General features: G+C 69.2%; 23 protein-coding genes. 11 read left to right on the top strand and 12 right to left on the bottom strand.

Annotated elements, in window-relative coordinates; genetic code table 11:
- The first annotated feature begins 12 nt into the window (after positions 1 to 12).
- The 6 genes from G6N58_RS13430 (at position 13) to G6N58_RS13405 (ending at position 7,453) form a co-directional block, all read left to right on the top strand.
- Complete coding sequence (locus G6N58_RS13430; protein WP_115281538.1) at positions 13 to 711, top strand: SDR family NAD(P)-dependent oxidoreductase; 699 nt, start codon at positions 13 to 15, stop codon at positions 709 to 711.
- Positions 712 to 726: 15 nt separating this feature from the next.
- On the top strand, positions 727 to 1,113 hold the full coding sequence (locus G6N58_RS13425; protein ID WP_068915169.1) for a YchJ family protein: 387 nt from the start codon (positions 727 to 729) through the stop codon (positions 1,111 to 1,113).
- A complete protein-coding gene (locus tag G6N58_RS13420; protein WP_232067849.1) occupies positions 1,110 to 1,898 on the top strand; it encodes an adenylate/guanylate cyclase domain-containing protein in 789 nt (262 codons plus the stop codon). Before G6N58_RS13425 ends, G6N58_RS13420 begins: the two co-directional genes overlap by 4 nt.
- A gap of 77 nt (positions 1,899 to 1,975) precedes the next feature.
- Entirely contained in the window at positions 1,976 to 4,009 is a 2,034-nt protein-coding gene (locus G6N58_RS13415) for a toprim domain-containing protein (RefSeq protein WP_068915167.1), read from the top strand.
- Positions 4,010 to 4,021: 12 nt separating this feature from the next.
- The gene (locus G6N58_RS13410) at positions 4,022 to 6,160 is read left to right on the top strand and encodes a DNA gyrase subunit A (protein ID WP_115278365.1); all 2,139 of its coding nucleotides are present in this window, start codon (positions 4,022 to 4,024) and stop codon (positions 6,158 to 6,160) included.
- A 30-nt stretch (positions 6,161 to 6,190) separates the two neighbouring features.
- Positions 6,191 to 7,453, top strand: a complete 1,263-nt coding sequence (locus tag G6N58_RS13405; RefSeq protein ID WP_115278366.1) for an HNH endonuclease signature motif containing protein — start codon at positions 6,191 to 6,193, stop codon at positions 7,451 to 7,453.
- A 14-nt stretch (positions 7,454 to 7,467) separates the two neighbouring features.
- Here the strand turns inward: G6N58_RS13405 and G6N58_RS13400 are convergent, their stop codons facing one another.
- Together G6N58_RS13400 and G6N58_RS13395 are read right to left on the bottom strand one after the other, a co-directional pair.
- Positions 7,468 to 9,807: an AAA family ATPase gene (locus G6N58_RS13400; RefSeq protein ID WP_115278367.1), complete on the bottom strand. Its 2,340-nt coding sequence runs from the start codon at positions 9,805 to 9,807 to the stop codon at positions 7,468 to 7,470.
- Positions 9,800 to 10,486 (bottom strand): GAF and ANTAR domain-containing protein, encoded by a 687-nt coding sequence (locus tag G6N58_RS13395; RefSeq protein ID WP_115278368.1) that lies wholly within the window; start codon positions 10,484 to 10,486, stop codon positions 9,800 to 9,802. The genes G6N58_RS13400 and G6N58_RS13395 overlap by 8 nt, the downstream gene beginning before the upstream one ends.
- Before the next feature lie 50 nt (positions 10,487 to 10,536).
- Here G6N58_RS13395 and G6N58_RS13390 point away from each other — a divergent pair, with 50 nt between their 5' ends.
- Together G6N58_RS13390 and G6N58_RS13385 are read left to right on the top strand one after the other, a co-directional pair.
- Entirely contained in the window at positions 10,537 to 10,911 is a 375-nt protein-coding gene (locus G6N58_RS13390) for a hypothetical protein (RefSeq protein ID WP_147289319.1), read from the top strand.
- Positions 10,902 to 12,383 carry a carotenoid oxygenase family protein gene (locus G6N58_RS13385; RefSeq protein ID WP_115278369.1) on the top strand — a complete coding sequence of 494 codons (1,482 nt, stop codon included), beginning with the start codon at positions 10,902 to 10,904 and terminating at the stop codon, positions 12,381 to 12,383. The genes G6N58_RS13390 and G6N58_RS13385 overlap by 10 nt, the downstream gene beginning before the upstream one ends.
- Here G6N58_RS13385 and G6N58_RS31310 read toward each other — a convergent pair.
- Genes G6N58_RS31310 through G6N58_RS13365 form a run of 4 tightly spaced genes read right to left on the bottom strand, consistent with a single transcriptional unit; the run spans position 12,367 to position 15,597 of the window.
- Positions 12,367 to 12,966 (bottom strand): hypothetical protein, encoded by a 600-nt coding sequence (locus G6N58_RS31310; protein WP_147289320.1) that lies wholly within the window; start codon positions 12,964 to 12,966, stop codon positions 12,367 to 12,369. The two genes, G6N58_RS13385 and G6N58_RS31310, sit on opposite strands and share 17 nt — an antisense overlap.
- Before the next feature lie 28 nt (positions 12,967 to 12,994).
- Positions 12,995 to 13,594 (bottom strand): GNAT family N-acetyltransferase, encoded by a 600-nt coding sequence (locus tag G6N58_RS13375; protein WP_068915159.1) that lies wholly within the window; start codon positions 13,592 to 13,594, stop codon positions 12,995 to 12,997.
- A complete protein-coding gene (locus G6N58_RS13370; RefSeq protein ID WP_068915158.1) occupies positions 13,591 to 14,025 on the bottom strand; it encodes a hypothetical protein in 435 nt (144 codons plus the stop codon). The genes G6N58_RS13375 and G6N58_RS13370 overlap by 4 nt, the downstream gene beginning before the upstream one ends.
- Before the next feature lie 9 nt (positions 14,026 to 14,034).
- Complete coding sequence (locus G6N58_RS13365) at positions 14,035 to 15,597, bottom strand: ABC-F family ATP-binding cassette domain-containing protein (protein ID WP_115278371.1); 1,563 nt, start codon at positions 15,595 to 15,597, stop codon at positions 14,035 to 14,037.
- Between the two features lie 111 nt (positions 15,598 to 15,708).
- Between G6N58_RS13365 and G6N58_RS13360 the strand changes: the two genes are divergently transcribed.
- Positions 15,709 to 16,149, top strand: a complete 441-nt coding sequence (locus G6N58_RS13360; RefSeq protein ID WP_115278372.1) for a cupin domain-containing protein — start codon at positions 15,709 to 15,711, stop codon at positions 16,147 to 16,149.
- Here G6N58_RS13360 and G6N58_RS13355 read toward each other — a convergent pair.
- From G6N58_RS13355 to G6N58_RS13335, 5 genes are read right to left on the bottom strand one after another with little or no spacing between them, the layout of a single operon-like run.
- Complete coding sequence (locus G6N58_RS13355; RefSeq protein ID WP_115278373.1) at positions 16,146 to 16,868, bottom strand: 3-keto-5-aminohexanoate cleavage protein; 723 nt, start codon at positions 16,866 to 16,868, stop codon at positions 16,146 to 16,148. The two genes, G6N58_RS13360 and G6N58_RS13355, sit on opposite strands and share 4 nt — an antisense overlap.
- Positions 16,869 to 16,886: 18 nt before the next feature.
- Positions 16,887 to 17,636: a VOC family protein gene (locus G6N58_RS13350; RefSeq protein ID WP_115278374.1), complete on the bottom strand. Its 750-nt coding sequence runs from the start codon at positions 17,634 to 17,636 to the stop codon at positions 16,887 to 16,889.
- A 30-nt stretch (positions 17,637 to 17,666) separates the two neighbouring features.
- The gene (locus tag G6N58_RS13345; protein WP_115278375.1) at positions 17,667 to 18,545 is read right to left on the bottom strand and encodes an amidohydrolase family protein; all 879 of its coding nucleotides are present in this window, start codon (positions 18,543 to 18,545) and stop codon (positions 17,667 to 17,669) included.
- Positions 18,542 to 18,925 carry a phage holin family protein gene (locus G6N58_RS13340; RefSeq protein ID WP_115278376.1) on the bottom strand — a complete coding sequence of 128 codons (384 nt, stop codon included), beginning with the start codon at positions 18,923 to 18,925 and terminating at the stop codon, positions 18,542 to 18,544. The genes G6N58_RS13345 and G6N58_RS13340 overlap by 4 nt, the downstream gene beginning before the upstream one ends.
- A gap of 22 nt (positions 18,926 to 18,947) precedes the next feature.
- Positions 18,948 to 19,727 (bottom strand): phosphoketolase family protein, encoded by a 780-nt coding sequence (locus G6N58_RS13335; RefSeq protein ID WP_163908160.1) that lies wholly within the window; start codon positions 19,725 to 19,727, stop codon positions 18,948 to 18,950.
- Between the two features lie 109 nt (positions 19,728 to 19,836).
- On the opposite strand from G6N58_RS13335, the gene G6N58_RS13330 reads away from it, so the two are divergent.
- Together G6N58_RS13330 and G6N58_RS13325 are read left to right on the top strand one after the other, a co-directional pair.
- On the top strand, positions 19,837 to 20,487 hold the full coding sequence (locus G6N58_RS13330; RefSeq protein ID WP_115278378.1) for a response regulator transcription factor: 651 nt from the start codon (positions 19,837 to 19,839) through the stop codon (positions 20,485 to 20,487).
- Entirely contained in the window at positions 20,480 to 22,057 is a 1,578-nt protein-coding gene (locus G6N58_RS13325) for a sensor histidine kinase (RefSeq protein ID WP_115278379.1), read from the top strand. The genes G6N58_RS13330 and G6N58_RS13325 overlap by 8 nt, the downstream gene beginning before the upstream one ends.
- Here the strand turns inward: G6N58_RS13325 and G6N58_RS13320 are convergent, their stop codons facing one another.
- Positions 22,058 to 22,495 (bottom strand): type II toxin-antitoxin system Rv0910 family toxin, encoded by a 438-nt coding sequence (locus G6N58_RS13320; protein WP_068915148.1) that lies wholly within the window; start codon positions 22,493 to 22,495, stop codon positions 22,058 to 22,060.

Here is a 22,495-nt window from a genome sequence, read left to right as displayed (position 1 = left end):
GAGTGTGGAGTCATGACAACAACACTCGTCACCGGGGCCAACAAGGGCCTGGGCTACGAAACCGCCCGCAGGCTGATCGCCGCGGGCCACACGGTCTATCTCGGCGCGCGGGATCCGGAGAAGGGCCGCGCCGCCGCCGAGCGGCTGAGCGCCCGCTTCATCGCGCTCGACATCACCGACGATGCCTCCGTCGACGCCGCGGCCGCCACGATCCCGGAACTCGATGTGCTGGTCAACAATGCCGGCATCGAGGAGCGCACGTCCGACGGCGGCTTCGTCGCCGTCTCCGACGTCACTGCGGACACGCTGCGAACAGCGTTCGACACCAACGTCTTCGGTACGGTCCGCGTGCTGCATGCCTTCCTACCGGCGCTGCAGCGCTCGCCCGCACCGGTGATCGTGAACGTCAGCAGCGGTCTCGGCCTGCCCCGGGCGCTCATCGACCCCGCCTCCCCCGCGCACTTCTACCCGGGTGTCGCGTACCCGGCCAGCAAAGCCGCCCTGAACATGATCACCGTGCAGTACGCCAAGGCGTTCCCCGGCATCCGCATCAACGCCGTCGAACCCGGCTTCACCAAGACCGACCTGAACCACCACACCGGCACACAGAGCGTCGAGGAGGGGGCCGAGGTGATCGTGCGGATGGCGCAGATCGGCAGCGACGGCCCCACCGGCGGGTTCTTCCACTCCGGCGGTGCGCTGGACTGGTAGGAGCAAAATGGATTCATGCAACCCACCGACCCGTGTCCGTGCGGCAGCGGAGAAGCCTTCGGCGCCTGCTGCCAGGCCTTCCACCACGGCGAACTCCCAGCGACCGCAGAACAGTTGATGCGCTCGCGCTACAGCGCGTACGCGGTGGGCAACATGGACTACATCTGGGCCACCTGGGATCCGGGTACCCGGCCGGCGGGCACGATGCCCGACGCGGTGCTGCCGTGGGTCCGGCTCGAGATCGTCGACACCCAGGCCGGCGGCCCAGACGACGACCGTGGGGTGGTCGAGTACCGGGCGTTCTACCGCGATGGCGAGGGCAGCTCGGTGCTGCACGAGCGCTCCACCTTCACCCGACGCGCCGGGCGCTGGTTCTACGTGGACGGTGATCTGTACGAGTGACCACGGCCGCATGGATCCTTGCGGCTGCTGCGGCGGCCCTGCTCGCCTCGACGATCACGTTTCTGGTGCTGTACCTGGTCAGCCGCAGGCGGTTGGCAGACGCAAGGCGGGAACTGCAGCGCCGACAGCAGGGCCGCCGGCGGCGTCGTGGGGTGGCACCCGTTGCTGTCAAAACGGTGTTCCAGACCGCCGACATGCTGATCAACAAGGGCCTGGGCGCCATTGTGCGCAACTCGATCGAAGATCTCGCGGGCTGGGCGCAGGTGGAACGGCCCGATCTGGCGCGGCTGACCGCGGACGGCACCGTGGTCCTGGTGTTCTCCGACATCGAGGGTTCCACCCAGGCCAACGAACGACTCGGTGACCGAGCCTGGGTCACGCTGCTGGAACGTCATAACCGGGTGATCCAGACGCGGGTCGACCGACACGGCGGGCACGTGGTGAAGAGCCAGGGTGACGGCTTCATGATCGCCTTCGCCCGCCCGCAGGACGCCATCCGGTTTGCAGTGGACGCCCAGGACGCGTTCGGCTCCGATCGGAGCAACGACGACGAGCAGATCCGGGTCCGGATCGGCATCCACATGGGCACCTCGGTGCGACGTGGAGACGACCTGTTCGGCCTCGATGTCGCGCTGGCAGCCCGAGTCGCAGACCAGGCCGGCGGCGGTGAGGTGCTGGTCAGCGAGCCGATACGCGTGGCTGTTCCCGAGGTCGAGTACGGGTCGCCCCGCCAGGTCGAGCTGAAGGGGCTGCAGGGAACCCACACCCTGTTTCCCGTCGCGTAACGCGCCGCCACCAGCGCAATGGGGCACGGTGTCGCCCCCTCAGGGCAGAATGTAGCCGCCTGAGGGAAGGACCAGCAGTGAGTTACAACGCCGCAGACATCACCGAGCTCGACGATGTCCAGCACACCCGCCTGCGGCCGGCGGTGAACCTGGGTCTCGACGTGCTGAACACCGCGCTGCGCGAGATCGTCGACAACGCCATCGAAGAAGTCGCCGTACCCAGCCACGGCGGATCATGCGTCACCATCACCCTGCACGCCGACGGGTCGGTCAGCGTCGCCGACGACGGCCGCGGCCTGCCCGTCGACTCCGACCCGACCACCGGCAAGAACGGCATCGTCAAGACCCTCGGCACCGCGCGCGCCGGCGGCAAGTTCTCCGCCCACACCGATGCTGCCAGCACCGGCGCCGGCCTGAACGGAATCGGCGCCGCCGCAGCGGTCTTCATCTCCGCGCGTACCGACGTCACGGTGCGGCGGGCCGGCAAGACCTACCTGCAGAGCTTCGGACGCGGTTATCCCGGCGAGTTCGAGGGCGCCGAGTTCGATCCCGACGCCCCGTTCACCCGCATCGACACCCAGACGCTGGCCGGGGTGGCCAACCGCAAGCCCAAAGCGCACGGCACCGAGGTGCGCATCCTGTTCGACCCCATCGTGGTGCCCGATGCCAGCCTCGACATCGGCGAAGTGCTGCTGCGGGCCCACGCCGCGGCCCGGATGTCCCCCGGTGTGCAGCTGATCGTCACCGACGAGGGCTGGCCGGGCGAGGAGATCGCCCCGGCGCTGCTGGAGCCGTTCAACGGCCCGTGGGGCAGCGACACCCTGCTCGACCTGATGTGCACCGCCGCCGGCACCCCCGCCCCGGGCGTGCGCGCGGTGGTCGAAGGCCGTGGTGAGTACACCACCGGCCGCGGCCCCACCCCGTTCCGCTGGTCGCTGACCGCCGGACCCGCCGAACCGGCCACCGTCGCCGCGTTCTGCAACACCGTGCGCACCCCCGGCGGCGGGTCGCACCTCAACGCTGCCATGAAAGGCCTGTCCGAGGCGCTGGCCGACCGCGCATCCCGGATCCGTGACCTGGGGCTGGCCAAGGGTGAGGACGGCCCGGAACCGCAGGACTTCGCCGCGGTCACGGCCCTGGCGGTGGACACCCGCGCGCCCGACGTGGCCTGGGACTCCCAAGCCAAGACCGCGGTGTCGTCCCGGTCACTGAATGTCGCCATGGCCCCGGATGTGGCGCGCAGTGTGACCATCTGGGCGGCCAATCCCAGCAACGCCGACGCGGTGTCGTTGTGGACCAAGCTGGCGCTGGAATCGGCCCGGGCCCGGCGCAGCGCCGAAGGCGCCAAAGCCCGCTCCCGCGCGGCGTCGAAGGCCAAGGGTCTGGGCACCAACCTCTCGCTGCCCCCCAAGCTGCTGCCCAGCCGTGAGACCGGCCGCGGCTCAGGCGCGGAGCTGTTCCTGTGCGAGGGCGACTCGGCGCTGGGCACCATCAAGGCCGCCCGCGACGCCACCTTCCAGGCCGCCTTCCCGCTGAAAGGCAAGCCGCCCAACGTGTACGGCTTCACGGTGAGCAAGGCGCGGGTCAAGGACGAGTTCGACTCGATCGAACGCATCCTGGGTTGCGGCCTGCGCGACAGCTGCGACCCGGAACTGTGCCGCTATGACCGCATCCTGTTCGCCTCTGACGCCGACCCGGACGGCGGCAACATCAACTCGAGCCTGATCTCGATGTTCCTGGACTTCTACCGGCCGCTGGTTGAAGCCGGGATGGTGTACGTGACGTTGCCGCCGCTGTTCGTGGTCAAGGACGGCGTCGAGCGGATCTACTGCCAGGACGAGTCCGAACGCGACGCCGCGGTGGCCGACTTGAAGTCCCGGTCCAAGCGCAAGGTCGAGGTGCAGCGCAACAAGGGCCTCGGTGAGATGGACGCCGACGACTTCTGGAACACCGTGCTGGATCCGCAGCGGCGCACCGTGATTCGCGTGCACCCGGACGACAGCGAGAACAAGCTGCACCACACCCTGTTCGGCGGGCCGCCGGAAGGCAGGCGCACGTGGATGGCCGACGTGGCCGCCCGCATCGACACCGCCGCGCTCGACCTGACCTAGGACATACCTACTGTGACCGCCACGCTGGATCTCCCCGAACAGAACCCCGACCTGGTCCTCGACCAGAGCGCCGACGATTACTGGAACCACTACCAGCTGACGTTCGCGCTCTACAGCGTCAGCGACCGCGCCATCCCGTCGGCGTTCGACGGGCTCAAGCCCGGACAGCGCCGCCTGCTCTACCAGATGCACGACTCCGGTCTGCAGCCCGGCAACAAGCCGCAGAAGTCCTCGAAGATCTGCTCGGCCGTCACCGGTAACCTGCACCCGCACGGCGGCGCGTCGATGTACGGGGCCGCTGCGCTGATGGCCGCCGAGTTCCAGCGCGTGAAGGTCATCGACGGTCAGGGCGCCTTCCCCCGCATCCAGGGCGACATCCCGGCCGCCGACCGGTACACCGAGATGCGGTTGTCCGCCCCCGGCGCCGCACTCACCGCCGAGCTCAACGACCACGCGGTCCCCATGGTGCCGACCTTCGACGGCGAGTGGACCGAGCCCACCATGCTGCCCGCCCAGTGGCCTGTGTTGCTGTGCAACGGGGCAATGGGCATCGCCGAGGGCTGGGCCACCAAGGTGCCCGCACACAATCCGCGGGAGATCATGGCCGCCTGCCGGGCGCTGCTGAAGACCCCGAACATGACCGACGAGCGGCTGTTGAAGCTGATCCCGGGCCCCGACTGGGGCTGCGGCGCCACCGTCGTCGGCACCGCCGGGTTGCGGGAGTACATCACCACCGGCCGGGGCCAGCTGACGGTGCGCGGCACGGTGACTGTGGAGGGCAAGAATTGCATCGTCACCGAGCTGCCGCCCGGCGTCGCCAGCAACACCGTGCAGGACCGCATCCGCGCACTGGTCGAGTCCGGGGAGATGTCTGGTGTGGCCGACATGTCGGATCTCACCGACCGCCGCAACGGCCTGCGCATCGTCGTGACGGCCAAACGCGGCCACAGCGCCGAGCAGATCCGCGACCAGCTACTGGCGCTGACACCCCTGGAGTCCACGTTTGCCGCCAGCCTGGTGGCACTCGACGAAGACCGGGTGCCGCGCTGGTGGAACGTTCGCGAACTGATCGGCGCCTTTCTGCACCTGCGCGATTCGGTGGTGTTGCACCGCAGCGAATACCGCCTGGAGAAGGTGACGGCGCGCAGACACCTGGTGGCCGGTCTGATGACCATCCATCTGGACATCGACACCGCCGTGGCCATCATCCGCAACTCCGACACCGTCGACGACGCCCGCCGCGGCCTGCAGGATCACTTCAGCCTCGACGAGGAGCAGGCCAATTACGTTCTGGCGCTGCAGCTTCGCCGACTCACCAAGCTCGACGTCATCGAGCTGCAGGCCGAAGCCGACAAGCTGGACGCCGAATTCGCCGAGCTGACGGAGTTGGTGGCCAACCCCGACGCCCGCCGCGTGGTGATCGACCGGGAGCTGGTGGAGACCACAAAGCTGTTCAAAGGCCCCGAATTCGACCGCCGCACCGTGCTGGACTTCGACGCCACCCCGGTGACCGCCGGTGCAGACGAGGACGGCGCCCGGGAGCGCAAGGTCAACACGGCATGGCGCCTCGATGACCGGGGAGTGTTCTCCGACAGCCACGGCGAGCTGCTCACCTCCGGGCTGGGCTGGGCGGTGTGGACCGACGGCCGGATCAAGTTCACCCACGGCAACGGCCTGCCGTTCAAGATCCGCGACATTCCGGTGGCCCCCGACATCACCGGGCTGTTGTCGTCCGGGGTGCTGCCCGAGGGCTACCACCTGGCGTTGGTGACACGGCGCGGCAAGGTCCTGCGCATCGACCCGGCGGCGGTCAACCCGCAGGGCGCCGCGGGCAACGGGGTGGCCGGGGTCAAACTGGCCGACGACGATGACGCGGTGATCGCCGCCCTGCCGGTCAGCTGCGGCAACGGGGAGGCCATCCTGTCCATCTCGGACAAGGCCTGGAAGGTCACCGACGTCGCCGACATCCCGGTCAAGGGCCGCGGTGGCGCCGGCGTCGGGTTCCACCCGTTCGCGGGCGGGGAGGACGCGTTGGTATCGGCGACTATTTCGGTCACCGGGTTCGTCCGCGGCGGCAAGCCGGTACGCGCGGAGAAACGGGCGAAGTCCTCGGTGAAGAGCGCCGGCACGGGCATAGAACCGGCGCCGTAACGTGTCGGTGGCCTCTGTTTGAATGAGGTCATGTCCACGAGCGCAACACTTTCGGCCGCAGACGGGGTAACCCCCGCGCAGCGGCTGGAGGTGTTGTTCGCCGAGATCGCGGAGCTCTCGGGGCAGCGCAACGCCATCGACGGGCGGATCGTGGAGATCATCGCCGAGATCAACCGCGACGGGCTGGCCGGCATCACCGGGTTCCGCTCGGTGGCCTCGTTGGTGGCCGCCAAAACCGGGGTCTCCCCCCACACCGCCCACACCTTCACCGCGGTCGCCGAACGCGCCGAACAGTTCCCGCAATGTGTCGCCGGGATGCGGGACGGCTGGCTGTCACTGGATCAGCTCGGCGCGGTGGTCGACGGCGCCGCCGACGGCTCCGACGCCCACTACGCCCAATTCGCCCGATACGCCACGGTCACCCAGATCCGCACAGCCGTGCGACTCGAACCCCCACCCGCACCCAAACCTGAACCGGAACCCGTTGCGGAACCCGAAGCGCCGCGATCGATCACCACCACCCACGGCCCCCACTCGACCACCTGGCACATCACCCTGCCCACCATCGAGGCCGCCGAATTCCAGGCCGGGCTGCAGTCCTATCAGGACAAGGTGGTCGCGGACTGGAAACGCGCCCACGCCGAGAACCTCACCGAGACCACCCCACCGTTCCCGACCCCGGTGGACGGGTTCCTGAGCCTGATGCGCGCCGGCTGGGACGCCGACGCCGCGGCACGCCCGCACGGACAGCGCACCACCGTGGTCATTCACGTCGACGTCGAATCGCGCCTTGCGAACCTGCATCTGGGCCCGGTCCTCGCCGACGCTGATCGTCAGTACCTGCTCTGTGATGCCACCTGTGAGGTGTGGTTCGAACGCGACGGCCAACCCCTCGGCGCCGGACGCGAGACCCGCACCATCAACCGACGGCTACGCCGAGCCCTCGAGCATCGCGATCACGGCACCTGCGTGGTGCCCGGCTGCGGCGCCACCCGCGGCCTGCACGCCCACCACCTTATCCACTGGGAAGACGGCGGACCCACAGAGCTCGACAACCTCGTGTTGGTGTGTCCGTATCACCACCGCCTGCACCACACACGGGGCATCACCTTGACCGGGCCGGCCGGCCGCCTGGTCGTCACCGACGCCACCGGCCGCCACCTCACCAACGGATCCCTCGCCCGGCCACCCACCACACCGCCACCCGACGTGCCCGCACACCCCGGACCAGGCGGCGCCCGCTGCGACTGGTGGTGGTACACCCCCTACCAACCACCACCCGCGGCCGCCTGACCCGAGGCGGGCCGTCAACGCGAGTCGAGCCAGGCGAAGAACTCATCGGCGCTGAACACGGCCTTGCCGTACTCGAGCGCCTTGCGCGCCTTGCCGGACTGGGTGCCTTCCTCGGCAGTCACCAGGACCTCGCAACGGGTTTTGGTCACCGTCTTCACCGGCGCCAGCCCTGCCGCGGCGGCCAGTTGCTCCATCCGTTCGCGGGGCACCTCGCGGCCAGCGGCATCCAAAGCCGTTCCGGTGAAACAGATCCGGACACCGGGCTCCAGCACTGCGGCAATATCCTGCGCCGCATCCGTCAGCATGGCCGCATTCACCACCTCGACTCCCAGCAGCGCCTCGGCTGCCCGCAACCGTGCCAGCACCGTGTCAGTCAGATGCACCCGCGAGGCGGCGCAGCGCAACTGGTAGGCCGCGGTGTGCCGGGCGGCGTCCACCCAGGGAGTGCTGTCGAGCTCAGGCGCCGAGTCGGTGAGCAGCACCCGACTGACCCCGCGGGACACCTCCAGCAGCGCAGTCAGGGCGGGTAGCGTAGCCGAAACCGGGCTGGGCACAGCGTGATCGCGGGTCAGCAGATGCCCAAAAGCCCCCTCGGGATCGGGATCGGGGAACGGCGTGGACGCCGCGTCGGTGGCCCCGTCGAAAGCGGCCAGGATGGACTGCGCCCGCTGCAGCGCGGTCGCACCGGTGACCCGGTGGCGCAGCTCGACACCCAAGGGCATCACGGTTACGTGGCCCAGCCGTTTGAGTTCGAAGTCCAGCAGTCCCAGTGTCTCGTCGATGCCGGGTCCCACCGGGGTGCAGCCCGCCAGCATCGGGGCCAGCACGCTCCACGCCTCTGCCAGCGTGGGGGCCAGCAGGACATCGGCGACGCTGATCCCGTACGCGGCCCGCGCATCGGCGAGATCGCGCTGCGGGTTGATCACCGAGCTGATCGCGGTGCCGTCATCGAACGCCACCGCGAGTTCCACCGGCCGTGGTCGCGACATCCGGCCCTCGTCGCCCACGGTGAGCAGGCCGATGGCGCAGAATCGGCGGGAGCCTTGATGGTCCACGGCAGCATGCAGGAAACGCGCGATGCGCCGGTCGGTCTTGAGGTCTTTGGCGAGCACGGGCCGTTTGAGCACCAGCCCCGCCAGGCTGGTGGCCCGGCTGAGCGCTACGTACAGCTGGCCGGTGGAGAACATGCCGCCGGTCAGGTCCACCATCAGCCGGTCCAGCGTCTGTCCCTGGCTCTTGTGAATGGTGATGGCCCAGGCCAGTTTGAACGGCAGCTGGGTGAAGGTGCCCACCACCTCGTGACGCAGCCTGCCGCCGTCGATCACGGGCCGGGTGGCCTCCCAGCTGAACAACCCGACCTCGGCGTCGGTGCCGTCGGTGAAGTCGACGGTGACACTCAGGTCTTTGCGGTCCCAGTGGATCTCACTGATGCGGCCCAGTGTGCCGTTGACCCAGCGGCCGGACTGGTCGTTGTTGAGCATCATCACCTGCGCCCCCACCTTGAATCGCAGGATCTCGTCGGCGGGCGGATCGAACAGGCTCAGGTCGCCGTACTGCACTGCCCGGGAGGTGAACTCGTCGCCGTCGAGCAACTCCAGGCGCTGCCGGTTGCGGGCAGTCACCAGGCGATTGGTGGGCGCCAGGGTCAGCCAGAACTCGTCTCCGGGCGCGACAAAATCCGGGTCGGTGCGGGCGTTGAGCTGCTCCTGCGCGTGCCCGAGCAGGACGCCCTCCCGGATCTCGTTGAGGATGGCGGCCAGCTGGTCGTCGCCGAGCTGGCGGAACACCGTCGTCAGGGCCACGGTGGGGAATTCGGTGCGGTCGAAGCTGTCGGCGGAGAAGAAATAGGGCGTCTCGTAGCGGGTGGTGAAGAAGGCCGCTTCGCCCTCGGTGACCACGGGCGGCAGCTGGTACAGATCACCCACCAGCACGATCTGCACCCCGCCGAACGGGGTGCCCGGTGCGGGACCGAACCGTTCCAGCGCGGCGGCCAGCATGTCGAACAGATCCGCGCGCACCATCGACGCCTCGTCGATGATCAGGGTGTCCAACCCCGCCAGCGTCTTGGTGAACCGCCCCGGCCGGTAGGTTCCGGTCCGGACGTCCTCCAGCGTGGTGGTGGCGGTGAAGCCGAACAGCCGGTGCACGGTGTAGCCGTCGACGTTGAGCGCCGCGATGCCGGTGGGGGCGACGACCACCACGTTGTGCGACGTCGACGCCATGAACCGGCGGATCAGCGTCGACTTACCGGTGCCTGCCTTGCCCGTCAGGAACAGATGCTTGCCGCCGGCCAGCTGCTCCAGCGCAGCCCGAAACTCGTCGGTGAGGACGAATTCTCCATGCGGTCTAGACACCGCGGGTGTCGATGACCTGCTTGGCGATGTCGACGAGCTTGACGTTTCCGGACTGGGACAGCTCGCGCAGCATCTCGAACGCACGCACCGCGTCGACGTTGTAGCGCTCCATGATGATGCCCTTGGCCTGGCCGATCAGGTCACGGCTGGACAGCGCGGACTGCAGCTGTTCCTCCTGGCGGCTGGCGACGATGGCCGCGGCGGCGTGCGCAGCAAGCACCGATCCGATGGCTTCGGCCTCGGCGTCGAACGCCTTGACCTGGGTGGAGAACACGTTGAGCGCGCCTGCGTTGCGCTGGGCGGTGTACAGCTTGAACGACAGGGCGCTGCGGATGCCGACCTTGACCACCAGTTTGGAGTACTCCGGCCAGCGCAGCTCGCACTCGAAGTCGTCGGTTCGCACGATCAGGTCGTCGATGGCCGCCTCCACACACGGGCCCTCGCCGGTGCGGATCTGCATCTCGTCCAGCTGGTACATCAGGTCGTCGGTGGGTACCAAAGTGTCGTATTTGCCACCCCGGCCCAGCAACAGCAAACCGGCGTACTCCGCACCGGGGATCAGTTCCAGCACAGCATCGGTGACCCCGCGGAGCACATCGTCGATGGCAACCGGCACGGCGACGTCTCGTGCCAGGGCGGCCATACGGACCGCCAAGTCATGTTTCGACTCAAGCGTCATTCGCACACTTTCCCATATCACCCGCCCTCGGGTGTAATACCGTCGCGACGATGACGAGCGTATGGGTGCTCAGGGGCTACCAGAGCGACTTCGCGCAGCTCACCGCGGAGGTGGTGGACCACACACTCGAGGCTGCCGGGCTGGGCGGTGCCCAGATCGGCGTGATCCACGTCGCCGATATTCGCAGCTCAGGAACACCCTGGGTGCCGTGCCAGCCACCGTCCGCGACGACCTGTGGGGCGACCTGCGCGCCGCCAGCTACCACAGCGCGCCGGTGCTCGGTGTCGAGCTGGAGACGACGGGCACCAGGGGGCAGCCGAATGACCGACGGCCGCGACGGCGTGGTGCTGGGCGTGCGGCCGCCCGCACGCATCGACGGCTGGGGACACCGCACGGTGAGCCTGGTGGTGAGCGCATGGACGTAGAGCTGGTGGCGAAGTACCTGTCGACGCTGCCCGAGGACGACGACCACCCCTACCGCACCGGGCCGTGGCGGCCGCAGACCCACGAATGGGATGCCGAGGACCTGACCGTGGTCTCCGGTGAGGTGCCGGCGGACCTGGACGGGGTGTACCTGCGCAACACCGAGAACCCCCTGCACCCCGCGCTGAAGTTCTACCATCCCTTCGACGGTGACGGAATGGTGCACCTGGTCGGGTTCCGTGACGGGAAGGCGTTCTACCGCAACAGGTTCGTCCGTACCGACGGGTTCCTGGCCGAGCAGGTCGAAGGTGGCCCGCTGTGGCCGGGACTGGCCGAACCGGTGGAGTTGGCCCGCCGCGACCACGGCTGGGGAGCCCGCGGCCTGATGAAGGACGCGTCCAGCACCGATGTGGTGGTGCACCGCGGCGTGGCGTTGACCAGCTTCTACCAGTGCGGCGATCTCTACGGGTTGGACCCGGTGACCGCGGCCGGCCTGGGTAAGCAGGAGTGGGTCGACCAACTGCCCTGGCGCTGGGGCGTTTCCGCGCACCCGAAGGTGGACCCCACCACCGGCGAGCTGCTGTTCTTCCACTACAGCAAGCAGGAGCCGTACCTGGGATTCGGCGTGGTGGACTCCGGCAATGTGCTGGTGCACCACACTCCGGTGCCGCTGCCCGGGCCCCGGCTGCCGCACGACATGGCCTTCACCCCGAACTACATCATCCTCAACGACTTCCCGCTGTTCTGGGATCCGGCCCTGCTGGCGGCCGGGGTTCATCTCCCGCGGTATCACCGGGATCTGCCGTCGCGTTTTGCCGTGGTGCCACGCCGCGGCACCGCCGCCGACGTCCGCTGGTTCGAGGCCGATCCCACCTTCGTGCTGCACTTCACCAACGCGTACGAAGAGGGCGACGAGATCGTGCTCGACGGGTTCTTCGAAGGCGACCCGGAACCGATGGACACCGGCGGGACGACGTGGGAGCGGGCCTTCCGCTTCCTGGCCCTGGACCGGCTGCAGACCCGCCTGCACCGCTGGCGGTTCAACCTCGTCACCGGCGCCTGCCGCGAGGAGCAGTTGACCGACAGCATCAGCGAATTCGGCATGGTGAACGGAGCCCGCGCGGGCCTGGACTACCGCTACACCTGGGCCTCCACCGGCAAGCCGGGGTGGTTCCTGTTCGACGGCCTGATCCGTCACGACGTCAGAACCGGCGCCGAGGAGCGGTACTCATACGGCGAGGGGGTCTACGGATCGGAGGCGGCGATGGCGCCGAGACCGGGGGCCGGGGCGGAGGACGACGGTTACCTGGTGACCATCACCACCGACATGGGAACCGATGCCTCCTACTGCCTGGTGTTCGACGCCGCGCGCCTGGCCGACGGCCCGGTGTGCACCCTGGCGTTACCCGAACGTGTCTCCAGCGGAACACATTCCGCCTGGGCGCCGGCAGCCGAGCTCAGGGGGTGGCGGTGACGCGGAAGCCGCTGAGGATGGCCTCGGAGTCGGCGGCGTAGGTGGCCTCCTCAGGGGCCACCGAGCTGAGTGTCACGGTGGACAGGTAGGTGGTGCCGTCCACTTCGGAGAGCACACAGAGCACCTTGGCGCTGCGTTCGGGGATCTCTCCGGCCGCGGGCGCGGTGTAGCTGATGATCTGCGCCGGATAACCGCAGCGCGAGCCGGATTCGGTCGAGACGTCGGTGGCGCCCAACTGCGTTTCCAGCAGTTCCCGCTGCTGGGTGAAGACGGCGTCGGCGTCACCGGACTCGCTGCCGGCATTCTCGAAGGTCACCACCGCATTGGGCGCGAAATTGCCGCTGATCAGATCGGTGTTCACCATGGCGAAGCGGATCATCGGCGACTCCAGCGCGTCGGAGGTGTTCCATCCCGGCAGCTGGGGAATCTCCAGTTGCGGTTCGCCTTCTGCCACCGGGTCGATGGTGGTCATCGGTCCCGCGGCCGGCGCGCAGCTGTGATCGGCCTCGGGCGTGCCCTGCGTCGTGGACCCACACCCGGTGAGCAGCAACAGGGCGACCAGCGTCGGTCCGGCGATTCGCATGCCGTCCATCAGAACACGGGCGTGCCGCTCAGGAGCCTCGGGACAGGCGGAATTGCAGGTGGGTTCGCACCGCTGGCCACTCGATGTCCAGGATCGAGTAGACCACGGTGTCCCGGCGGGATCCGTCGGCCAGCAACTGGTGGCTGCGCAGCACCCCGTCCTGCTTGGCGCCGAGGCGCTCGATCGCGGCCCGGCTGGTGTGGTTGAAGAAGTGGGTGCGGAACTCCACCGCGACGCAGCCGAGAGCCTCGAACGCGTGCCCGAGCATCAGCAGCTTGGTCTCGGAGTTGACCCCGGTGCGCCGGGAAGACCCCGAATACCAGGTGTGGCCGATCTCGAGCCGCCGGTTGGGAGCGTCGACGCGAAACATACTCGATGACCCGACCAGCGTGTGGTCGGATTTCCGGCGCACCACAAAGGTCTGTCCCTGATCGCCGGCCTGCATGTCCAGCAGCCGCCCTACCCACGCAGCCGCGGTGTCGGGCGCCGGTGCGGTGGTGAACCACAGCGACCCGCCGTCGCCGTCGGCCGCCGCGGCGGCGATCTCCGGGGTGTGCGCTTCGGTCAGCGGCTCCAACACAACCCACTGCGCCCCGGTGAGGGTCACCGGCTCGACAAACCGGCTCATCGCAACACCTTTCGATCCCTGAACACGGCGTCCGCCACGGCCCACACCGAACAGGCGACCGCGGCCACGGCGGCACCCGCACCGATGTACAACCCGTAGGCGGCCACCACGGGCGCGGCGACGTGCAGGCGGTAGTAGACCACCGTCAGGGCGGCGATCACCACCGAGATCACCAGTGCCGCCGCGGCGGCCGCCCGGGACGAGAAGCCGCGGGCGGCCATCGCCCCGGCGACCAGCAGCGCCGAGGCCAGCACCGTGATGAGTTGCCCGGCGCCGAAGCCCGGATCGAGTTCGAGACTGCCGACGGCACCGCCGGCGGCAGTGGCGCGCCCGCCGCCGTCGGCGCTGGTGCTGATCCACGGCAGCCACACGCTGACGGCCAGCACGGTGGCACACAGCGCCACCAACCAACCGGGGCGAGGGCGTGGCATGCACCGACCCTATCTGGCCTCGGCGACCACACCGGGCCCCGCCATGGTCAACGTCCGGTCCAGGTCCAGGCGACGCAGGAAGCCGTCGTCATGGCTGACCACCAGCAGCGCCCCGCGGTAGCCGCGCAGGGCGTCCACCACCTGTTCGACGCTGGTCAGGTCCAGGTTGTTGGTGGGTTCGTCCAGGATCACCAGCTGCGGTGGCGGTTCGGCGAGCAGCAACCGCGCCAGCGCCACCCGGAACCGCTCACCTCCCGAGAGCGTCCCCACGGTGCGGTACACGGTGTCGCCGCGCAGCAGGAAGCGGGCCAGCTGCCCGCGGATGCGTTCCGGCCCCGCCCCGGGGGCCGCGGCCGCCACGGTGTCGAGCACACTCACGTCGTCGTCGAGACCGTCCATGCGCTGCGGGAGATAACCCACCCGGTCGGTCTTGAGCGCCTCGGAGCCCAGCAGCGCCTCCAGGAAGGTGGTCTTGCCGGCGCCGTTGGGCCCGATCAGCGCAACCCGTTCGGGGCCCTGCAGGATGACCGGGTCGGCGGGCCCGGGTAGTTCGGCCAGCACCCGCGACCGCGGCACGCCCGGGTCGGGCAGGTCCACCCGGATGTGTTCGTCCTCGCGGACCCGGGCACCGGCCTCCTCGGCGACCTGCTGCGCGGCCTCGATCCGGTCATCGTGGTTGCCGCGCAGCCTGCCTGCCGATACCTGAGCGGCCATCTTCCTGCCGTTGGCCACGATCTTGGGCACCCGCTTCTCGGCGTAGGCCTTCTTGGCCGCGCGGTTGCGGCGCGCCAGCTTCACCTCGGCCTCGACCCGTTGGCGCTGCTCGACTTTGACGGCCTGCTCGGCGGTGCGCGCGGCCTGGGCCGCGGCGGCCTGCTCGGCCGCCAGCTGGTCGCGCCACGCCGTGTAGGGGCCGCCGAACACCGTCAGGCTGTTGGCGTAGAGCTCGGCGGTGTTGTCCATCTGGTCCAGCAGGCCCACGTCGTGGCTGACGATCATCAGCGCACCGGGCCAGCCGGCCAGACTCTCCTGCAGCGCGGCGCGGGCGTCGCGGTCCAGGTTGTTGGTCGGCTCGTCGAGCAGCGTGACCTCGGCGCGGCGCAGCCGCAGGCCGGTGACGGCCAGCAGCATGGCCTCTCCCCCGGAGACGTCACCGACACGCCGATCCAGCGCGAAGGCCTGCAGCCCGAGGTCGTCGAGCGCGGCGCGGGCGCGCGTCTCGATGTCCCAGTCCTCGCCGACCGTGTCGAAATGCGCCTCGGCGGTGTCGCCGGACTCGATGGCGCGCAGGGCGGCGACGGCGGCGGAGATACCCAGCAGGTCGGCGACCGTGGCGTCGGTGGCCAGGGTGAGCGTCTGCGGTAGGTACGCGACGTCGCCGCTGGTGACGATGCTGCCTGCGGCGGGCTTGAGGTGCCCGGCGATCAGCCGGAGCAGGGTGGACTTGCCGGAGCCGTTGGCGCCGACCAGGCCGGTGCGGCCGGGGCCGAATGCGGCGGTGATGCCCGAGAGGGCGACCGAGCCGTCAGGCCAGGAAAACCCGAGGTTGGTGAGAACGACTGAAGGTGACATGACTACTCCGGTGCAGGTCTGACAGAAGGCGCGCAGAACCGGAGGTGCTGATCATGTGCGCCACGGTAGCCAAGGGCCTGGCGTGGGCCAACGGAATATTAGGCTGGCCCGATGACCGATCTCCCGGAGTGGGCCCGCAACCTGGACCTCGCGCCGCATCCGGAAGGGGGTTGGTTCCGTGAGACCTGGCGCAGCGACCTCACCATCGGCCCGTCGTCGCTGCCGCCGGAGTACACCGGCCCACGTGATGCCGGGACGGCCATCCTGTTCCTCCTGATGCCGGGTCAGCAGTCCGCCTGGCACACCGTCCGCAGCGCAGAACTCTGGTTCTACCACCGGGGCGGGCCGCTGCTGCTGGAGATCGGCGCTGAACAATCAAGCGCCACAACACATCTGTTGGGCAGCGACATCACTGCCGGCGAGCACCCGCAGGTGCTGGTGCCGCCGGGGCACTGGCAGCGCGCCATCCCCCGCGACGACGAGCCCTGCCTGGTCAGCTGCGTGGTGGTACCCGGCTTCGACTTCGCCGACTTCGCGCTGCACGCGCCTTAACTCAACAACCGCACCGCCGCCGACACCAGGTCGGCATTGCCCCCGGCAACCGTGCCGTCGGGTAGGGCCAGCGTGTCCTCCAGCCCGATGCGGGTCGCGACGTTGCGCCGCCCGGCGTGCTGCAGCAGCGGCCAGCAGCTGTCGTTGAGGCCGTGCAGCAGGATCTGTGCGGGCGAGTCGGCGGCGCGCACCGCATCCAGCAGCTCGTCGGCCAACTCGGCGTCGTCCTCGTCCTGCAGTTCGATCATCACCCGCAAACATTTCTGCGCGATGTCGGATGCCGCCCAGGACGCGGCGGCCTCGGCGTGGAAGATCCCCACCTCGATGCCCATGCCCCTGGACAGGATGAGCTCGGCCAGCTCGGGTGAGCCGGGCTCGTGCCAGTTCAGCGAGGTGAAGTCGGGCAACACATCCCAGGCCGCGATGGCGTCCCAGCGTTGCTGTGGGTCCGGCAGCGCCCAGAAGCCGGTGGTGACACCCAGCGGCGTGGTGGGCAGCGCACCGCGCACCGCGGTCACCGCCGCAGCCACGGTGCCCGGCACCAGCGAGTCCCTGCCGTCGGCCCCCTTGGGATGCATGTGCACCGCCTGCGCGCCGGCTCGCACCGACTCCACTGCGGCGGCGGCCAGCTGCCCGGGGGTGACCGGGAGGTGGGCGTGCTGGTCGGGGGTGCGGGCACCGTTGATGGCTGCCTGGACGAAGATCGCGGGACCACTCATGGGTCCCATCTTGGCCGACTACTGCGGCGAGGACAGGTTGAAGGCCGCGCCGGTGGGGTCCAGGACGGCCGCCAGCCTGCCGTAGGGCGTGTCCTCGGCGGCGCGGACGACGGCACCGCCGAGGGTGGTGACCGTGTCGCACGCGGCGTCGACGTCGTCGGCGGCCAGGAACACCGTCCACTGGGACGGCTCCGGGAACGCCGAACCGTCCATCACCCCGAAACCCGGCTCTCCTGCGAAAAGGGCGTTGGTGTAACGGAATTCGGGGGTATCCGCCTCGACCTTGAGGTCGACGCCGAAGACGGCGCTGTAGAAGTCCAGCGCCCGCCGGTAATCGCCGGCACTGAGCTGGAACCACGCCGGGCTGCCCGCTGAGCCGGTCACCTCGAAGCCGGTGTGCCCGCCGGGCTGCCAGAGGCCGGTCAGCGCGCCGGTGGCGTCGCTGAACATCGCCATGGTGCCCTTGCCGGGAATGTCCATGGCGCCGCCGCACGACTGGCCACCCGCGTCGGCGATCCTGGCCAGGGTGTCACCGATGTCGGGGGTGTGCAGGTAGGTGGTCCAGCCGTCCGGGGAGTTCCACTGCGGGTTGTTGGTCATCAGCCCCGCCACCACACGGGAATCCTTCGTCGCGGTGACGTAGCCGCCGTACTCCGGGCCCGCGTCGGTGAAGGTCCAGCCGAACACTTCGCCGTAGAAGTGCTGGGCCCGCTCGAGATCCGAGGTGGCCAGGTCGATCCAGGTGGGTGCGCCCAAGTGTGCTGTCATGCCGATACCGACTGCCGGTCTCGGCGAAACTCATCGCAGCCCCAGCACCCGCACCGCGTTCTCCTTGTAGACCAGGGCGGTGACCTCCGGTGCCAGGTCCAGCGCCGCGAAGTCACGGCGCCATCGCGCCGGCGTGATGTAGGGAAAGTCGGTGCCGAACAGCACCTTCGTCTGCAGCTGCCGGGACATGGCCTTGACCAGCTGCGGCGGGAAGTACGTGGGCGAGTAGCCCGACAGGTCCAGGTAGACGTTGGCTTTGTGGGCGGCGATCGCGATCTGGGCGTCCACCCAGGGCACCGCCGGGTGTGCCATCACGATGGTCAGATCCGGGAAGTCGGCGGCCACGTCGTCGAGCAGCATCGGATCGGAGTACCGCAGTTTGATGCCGTGGCCGCCGGGCAGCCCGGAGCCCAGACCTGTCTGACCGGTGTGGAACAACGCGGGCACACCGGCTTCGGTGATGGCTTCGTAGATGCCGTAGAAGCGACGGTGGTTGGGTTCGAATGCCTGCATGCTGGGGTGGAACTTGAACCCCCGCGCGCCCAGCTGCACCAGTTCGCGGACCCGGTTGACGGCACCGGGATTCCACGGGTCGACGCTGCCGAACGGGATCAGCACGTCGTTGTGCCGGGCGGCCCCGGCGATCAGGTCTTCGATGGAGTTGGGTCGGTGCCCGGTCGCGGTTTCGGCGTCGATGGTGAAGACCACCGCGGCGGCGTGTTGGCTGCGGTACATCTCGGCCAGCTCGTCCACCCCCGCCGCCGGGGCGTCTCCCATCTTGAAGTAGGTGCGGGTGGCGTCGGTCAATTCGGCGTCATAGGACGTGTGCCCGTGGCCGTCGATCTCGACGTGGGTGTGGATGTCGATGGCCTCGACCGCGGTGACATCGATGGCGCAGGTGTAGGTCACGCTGGGGGCGTCTTGGCGTCTTTGAGGATGACCTTGGGCAGCAGCACGGTGGCCAGCGCGGTGATCAGCCACACCACCACCGTCGCGGCGATCCAGGAGCCGACACCGCGGATCGCCAGCCCGTTGCTGAACAGCGTCGCCACCAGCAGGGCCGCGAAGGTGGTGATCAGTCCGATGCCGCCCAGCAGAGCCGACGCATAGCGGTTGGCGAGTGTGGTGAGCAACGGCGCGAGCACCGCCTGCGCCACGGCGAAGATCACGACGGCGGTGATGAAGCCCAGGACCGACAGCGACACACCGCGTACCAGCCACGCGGCCACCAGCAGTCCGAGCGCCGCAGAGCCCAGGAACACCCCGAGCCGCAGCAGGAATCGAGTCACGTGGTGAGCATAGGCAGACAGCTCACCAGTCGGCGCTCATTCGCAGATCGCCGGTCGGTGCCGCCCGGGCCACCTCGGCGATCAACCGGCCGTCGGTGTCGAACCAGTCCACCGGGATCACGTCAGCGGGCGGCCAGCCGGCAGGAACGCGCAGTACCAGCATCGGCCACCGCACCTGGCGCACTGTCTGTTTCGCCGCCGCGGCAGCGGTGAGCGCGGCGATCTGGTCCAGCGCGAGGTAGAGGGCGGCGGCGAAGCACCGGTGCAGCTCATCGGTGTCCGCCGGGCCGATGCCGAAGCCGATCTCGACGGGTTCCCAGCCGCGGGCCCGGAACTCGGCGCGCACCTGGTCGGCGGTCATGCTCGGCTGGTAGAGGATGGGCAGCACCGCCCCGTCGATCAGGGGGTCGTGCAGCGAGCGGGCCTGCCAGGCGCTGACGGCCTCGTCCTCGTCGACCAGCGCCGCCACGGTCAGCCCCGGTTCGTCCAGCGCCATGCCCACCGCATAGGCCAGTGCGTAGGAACGCCCGCCGGTGGGGGCGAACCCGCCGGTGGGCGGGTCACCGGCACGGGTGCCCTCCAGTCGCGCCACCGCGTCGAGTGCGGCCATACCGTCGCGCACGCCGAGCACGAACCGGATGCGCTGCTGCCTGCGCACGATCACCCGGTTGAGGTGGGCGTAGGTGAGCGTCACGGCGGCCACTCCCGCCCGCGTTCCGCCGGGCAGTCCGGCCGCCACATGGTTCGCCGCCCGCCACCAGGCGTCCACCCGGTCGAGCGTGGTTTCGTACAGATCGGTCATGGCGACGAGACTGCCCTGGTCAGCGCACCGGAGCCAGGGTGCTCGCGGCATCACCGGATGGGACTTAAGTCCCTTCTTGTCCCAGTCGCCCCGGCACTACTGTGGGTGCGTGATCTCCGTGTTCCTGGTCGACGACCACGAAGTGGTGCGCCGCGGGCTCGCCGACCTGCTCTCGGGCGACCCTGACCTGACCGTCGTCGGTGAGGCCGGTTCGGTGTCCGAGGCGATGGCCCGGGTACCGGCAGTGCGCCCCGATGTCGCGGTGCTCGACGTCCGGCTGCCCGACGGCAGCGGCATCGACCTGTGCCGTGACCTGCTGACCAAGCACGACGACCTGCGCTGCCTGATCCTGACGTCGTTCACCGACGAGCAGTCCATGCTCGACGCCATCCTCGCCGGCGCCAGCGGGTACGTGGTCAAGGACATCCGCGGTATGGAACTGGCCCACGCCATCAAGGAGGTCGGCGCGGGAAAGTCGTTGCTGGACAACCGCGCCGCAGCCGCACTGATGTCGAAGTTGCGCCGGTCCGAGGAAGGGACGACCGAGGACGACCGGTTGCGGGACCTGTCGCCCACCGAGCGGACACTGCTGGGGCTGCTCGGGGAAGGTCTGACCAACCGGGAGATCGGCGAGCGAATGTTCCTGGCGGAGAAGACGGTCAAGAACTACGTCTCCCGCCTGCTGGCCAAGCTGGGCATGCACCGGCGCACCCAGGCCGCGCTCCTGGCCGCCGAGTTGCGGCAGAACAGCGATGGCTGACGCGCTGTCCAAGGACGACATCCGCGCGTCGCTCATCGAGGCCATGCTGGCGGTGACCGCCGGACTGGATCTGGAACAGACGCTGCGCACCATCGTCGAGACGGCCATGCGCCTGGTCGACGCGCAGTACGGCGCGCTGGGCGTCATCGCCACCGAGCCCGGCCCGCGCACGCTGGAACGGTTCGTCTACGACGGCATCGACGACGTGACCCGTGATCTGATCGGCCCGCTGCCCGCCGGCCACGGTGTGCTCGGGCTGCTGTTCACCCGCCCGGAACCGGTGCGCATCGAGAATCTCTCGCAGCATCCGGTGTCGGTGGGTTTCCCGCCGAATCATCCGCCCATGCGGACATTCCTCGGTGTGCCGATCAGGATCCGCGATCAGGTGTTCGGCAACCTCTATCTCACCGAGAAAGCCTGCGGGGAGCAGTTTTCCGCGGATGACGAGGTGCTGGTGCTGGCGCTGGCCGGCGCGGCGGGCATCGCGATCGAGAACGCCCGGCTGTACCACGCCGCCCGCACCCGCCAGATCTGGATCGAGGCCACCCGCGACATCAGCAACAACCTGTTGGCCGGAAACGACTCCGCCGCGGTACACCGTCAGATCGCGGCGCAGGCCCTCGGTTTGACCGGGTGCGAGGTGGCGGCACTGCTGCTGCCCGACGACCAGGGTGACCTGGTGGTCACCGCAGCCACCGACGCCGCGCTGATCGGTGTGACGCTGCCTGTCGAGGGCACCGCGGTGGGCCGCGCGTTTACCGGACGACTGCCGTTGCGCGCGAAGATCTTCGGCGAGCTGGGTCCCGACGCGCCCGCACTGATCCTGCCGTTGCGCGAACCCGACGACACCATCGGGGTGCTGGTGTGCCGGGGCGGCGCCGGGTTCAGCGCCGACCATCTGGACATGATGGCCGCCTTCGCCGACCAGACCGGGCTCGCCCTGCATCTGGCCGAGGTGCAGAGCCGGGCGGTGGCCACGCTGCGAGAACTCGACGTGCTGTCCGACCGCGACCGCATTGCGCGCGATCTGCACGATCACGTGATCCAACGCCTGTTCGCCATCGGATTGTCCCTGCAGGGGTCGCGCGGTGGCACCAATTCGGATACCCCGCAACGCATCTCCCGCGCCCTCGACGATCTTCAAGAGGTGGTGCAGGAGATCCGCACCGCCATCTTCGACCTCCACGGCGGTAGCGTGACCCGGTTGCGGCAGCGGCTGGAGGAGGCGGTGACGCGCATGTCCGCAGACTCCCCGGTGCGGGCGTCGCTGCACGTCAGCGGGCCGCTGTCGGTGGTGGACGCAGGACTTGCCGATCACGCCGAAGCCGTTGTGCGCGAGGCGATCAGCAACGCCGTCCGGCACGCGCACGCCACGACCGCGGTGGTGACCGTGACCGTCGACGACGATCTCACCATCGTGGTGTCGGATGACGGCGTGGGGTTCGCCGAAGGCATCACCGGCAGTGGGTTGGCCAACCTGGCCGCCCGCGCGCAGGAGTGCGGCGGGCAGCTGAGCCTCGAGGGTGGCGGTACCGGTGCGACGGTGACCTGGTCGGTTCCGCTGCCCTGATCAGGCCGCGGTGAACACCGCCTTGAACCGCTGCAGCGACTCGGCGATGTCGTTCTTCAGCGCCCCGGCCACCAGCATTCCGATGGGTCCGAACAGTGCCGGGCCCCCGAGGTGGATGTCGAACTGCACCTGCGCCCCGTCTTCGGCCGGACGGACCTTGCCGATGAGCTTGACCTTCACCCCGCCGCGGCCGACGCCGTTGAGCGTCATGGACTCCGGCGGTTTGAAGTGCACGATGGTCCAGCTGACCCGGTTCATCATGCCCATCACCTCGACGATGGAGTCCAGGGCGGTGCCCTTCTCCAGCGTGTCGGGAATGGGGCTGCGCCACACCCGGTGGATCGACAGCCACTCCTTGTAGCGGGACAGGTCGGAGGCGCACTCCCAGGCCTGCTCGGGCGACAGCGGTACGTCGACCGATACGGACAGTTTGGCCAT

The organism is Mycolicibacterium tokaiense, from assembly GCF_010725885.1.
In the GTDB taxonomy this organism is placed as follows: domain Bacteria; phylum Actinomycetota; class Actinomycetes; order Mycobacteriales; family Mycobacteriaceae; genus Mycobacterium; species Mycobacterium tokaiense.
Note: the sequence above shows the minus strand (reverse complement) of the source record. Positions and strands in the feature narration are given on the sequence as shown.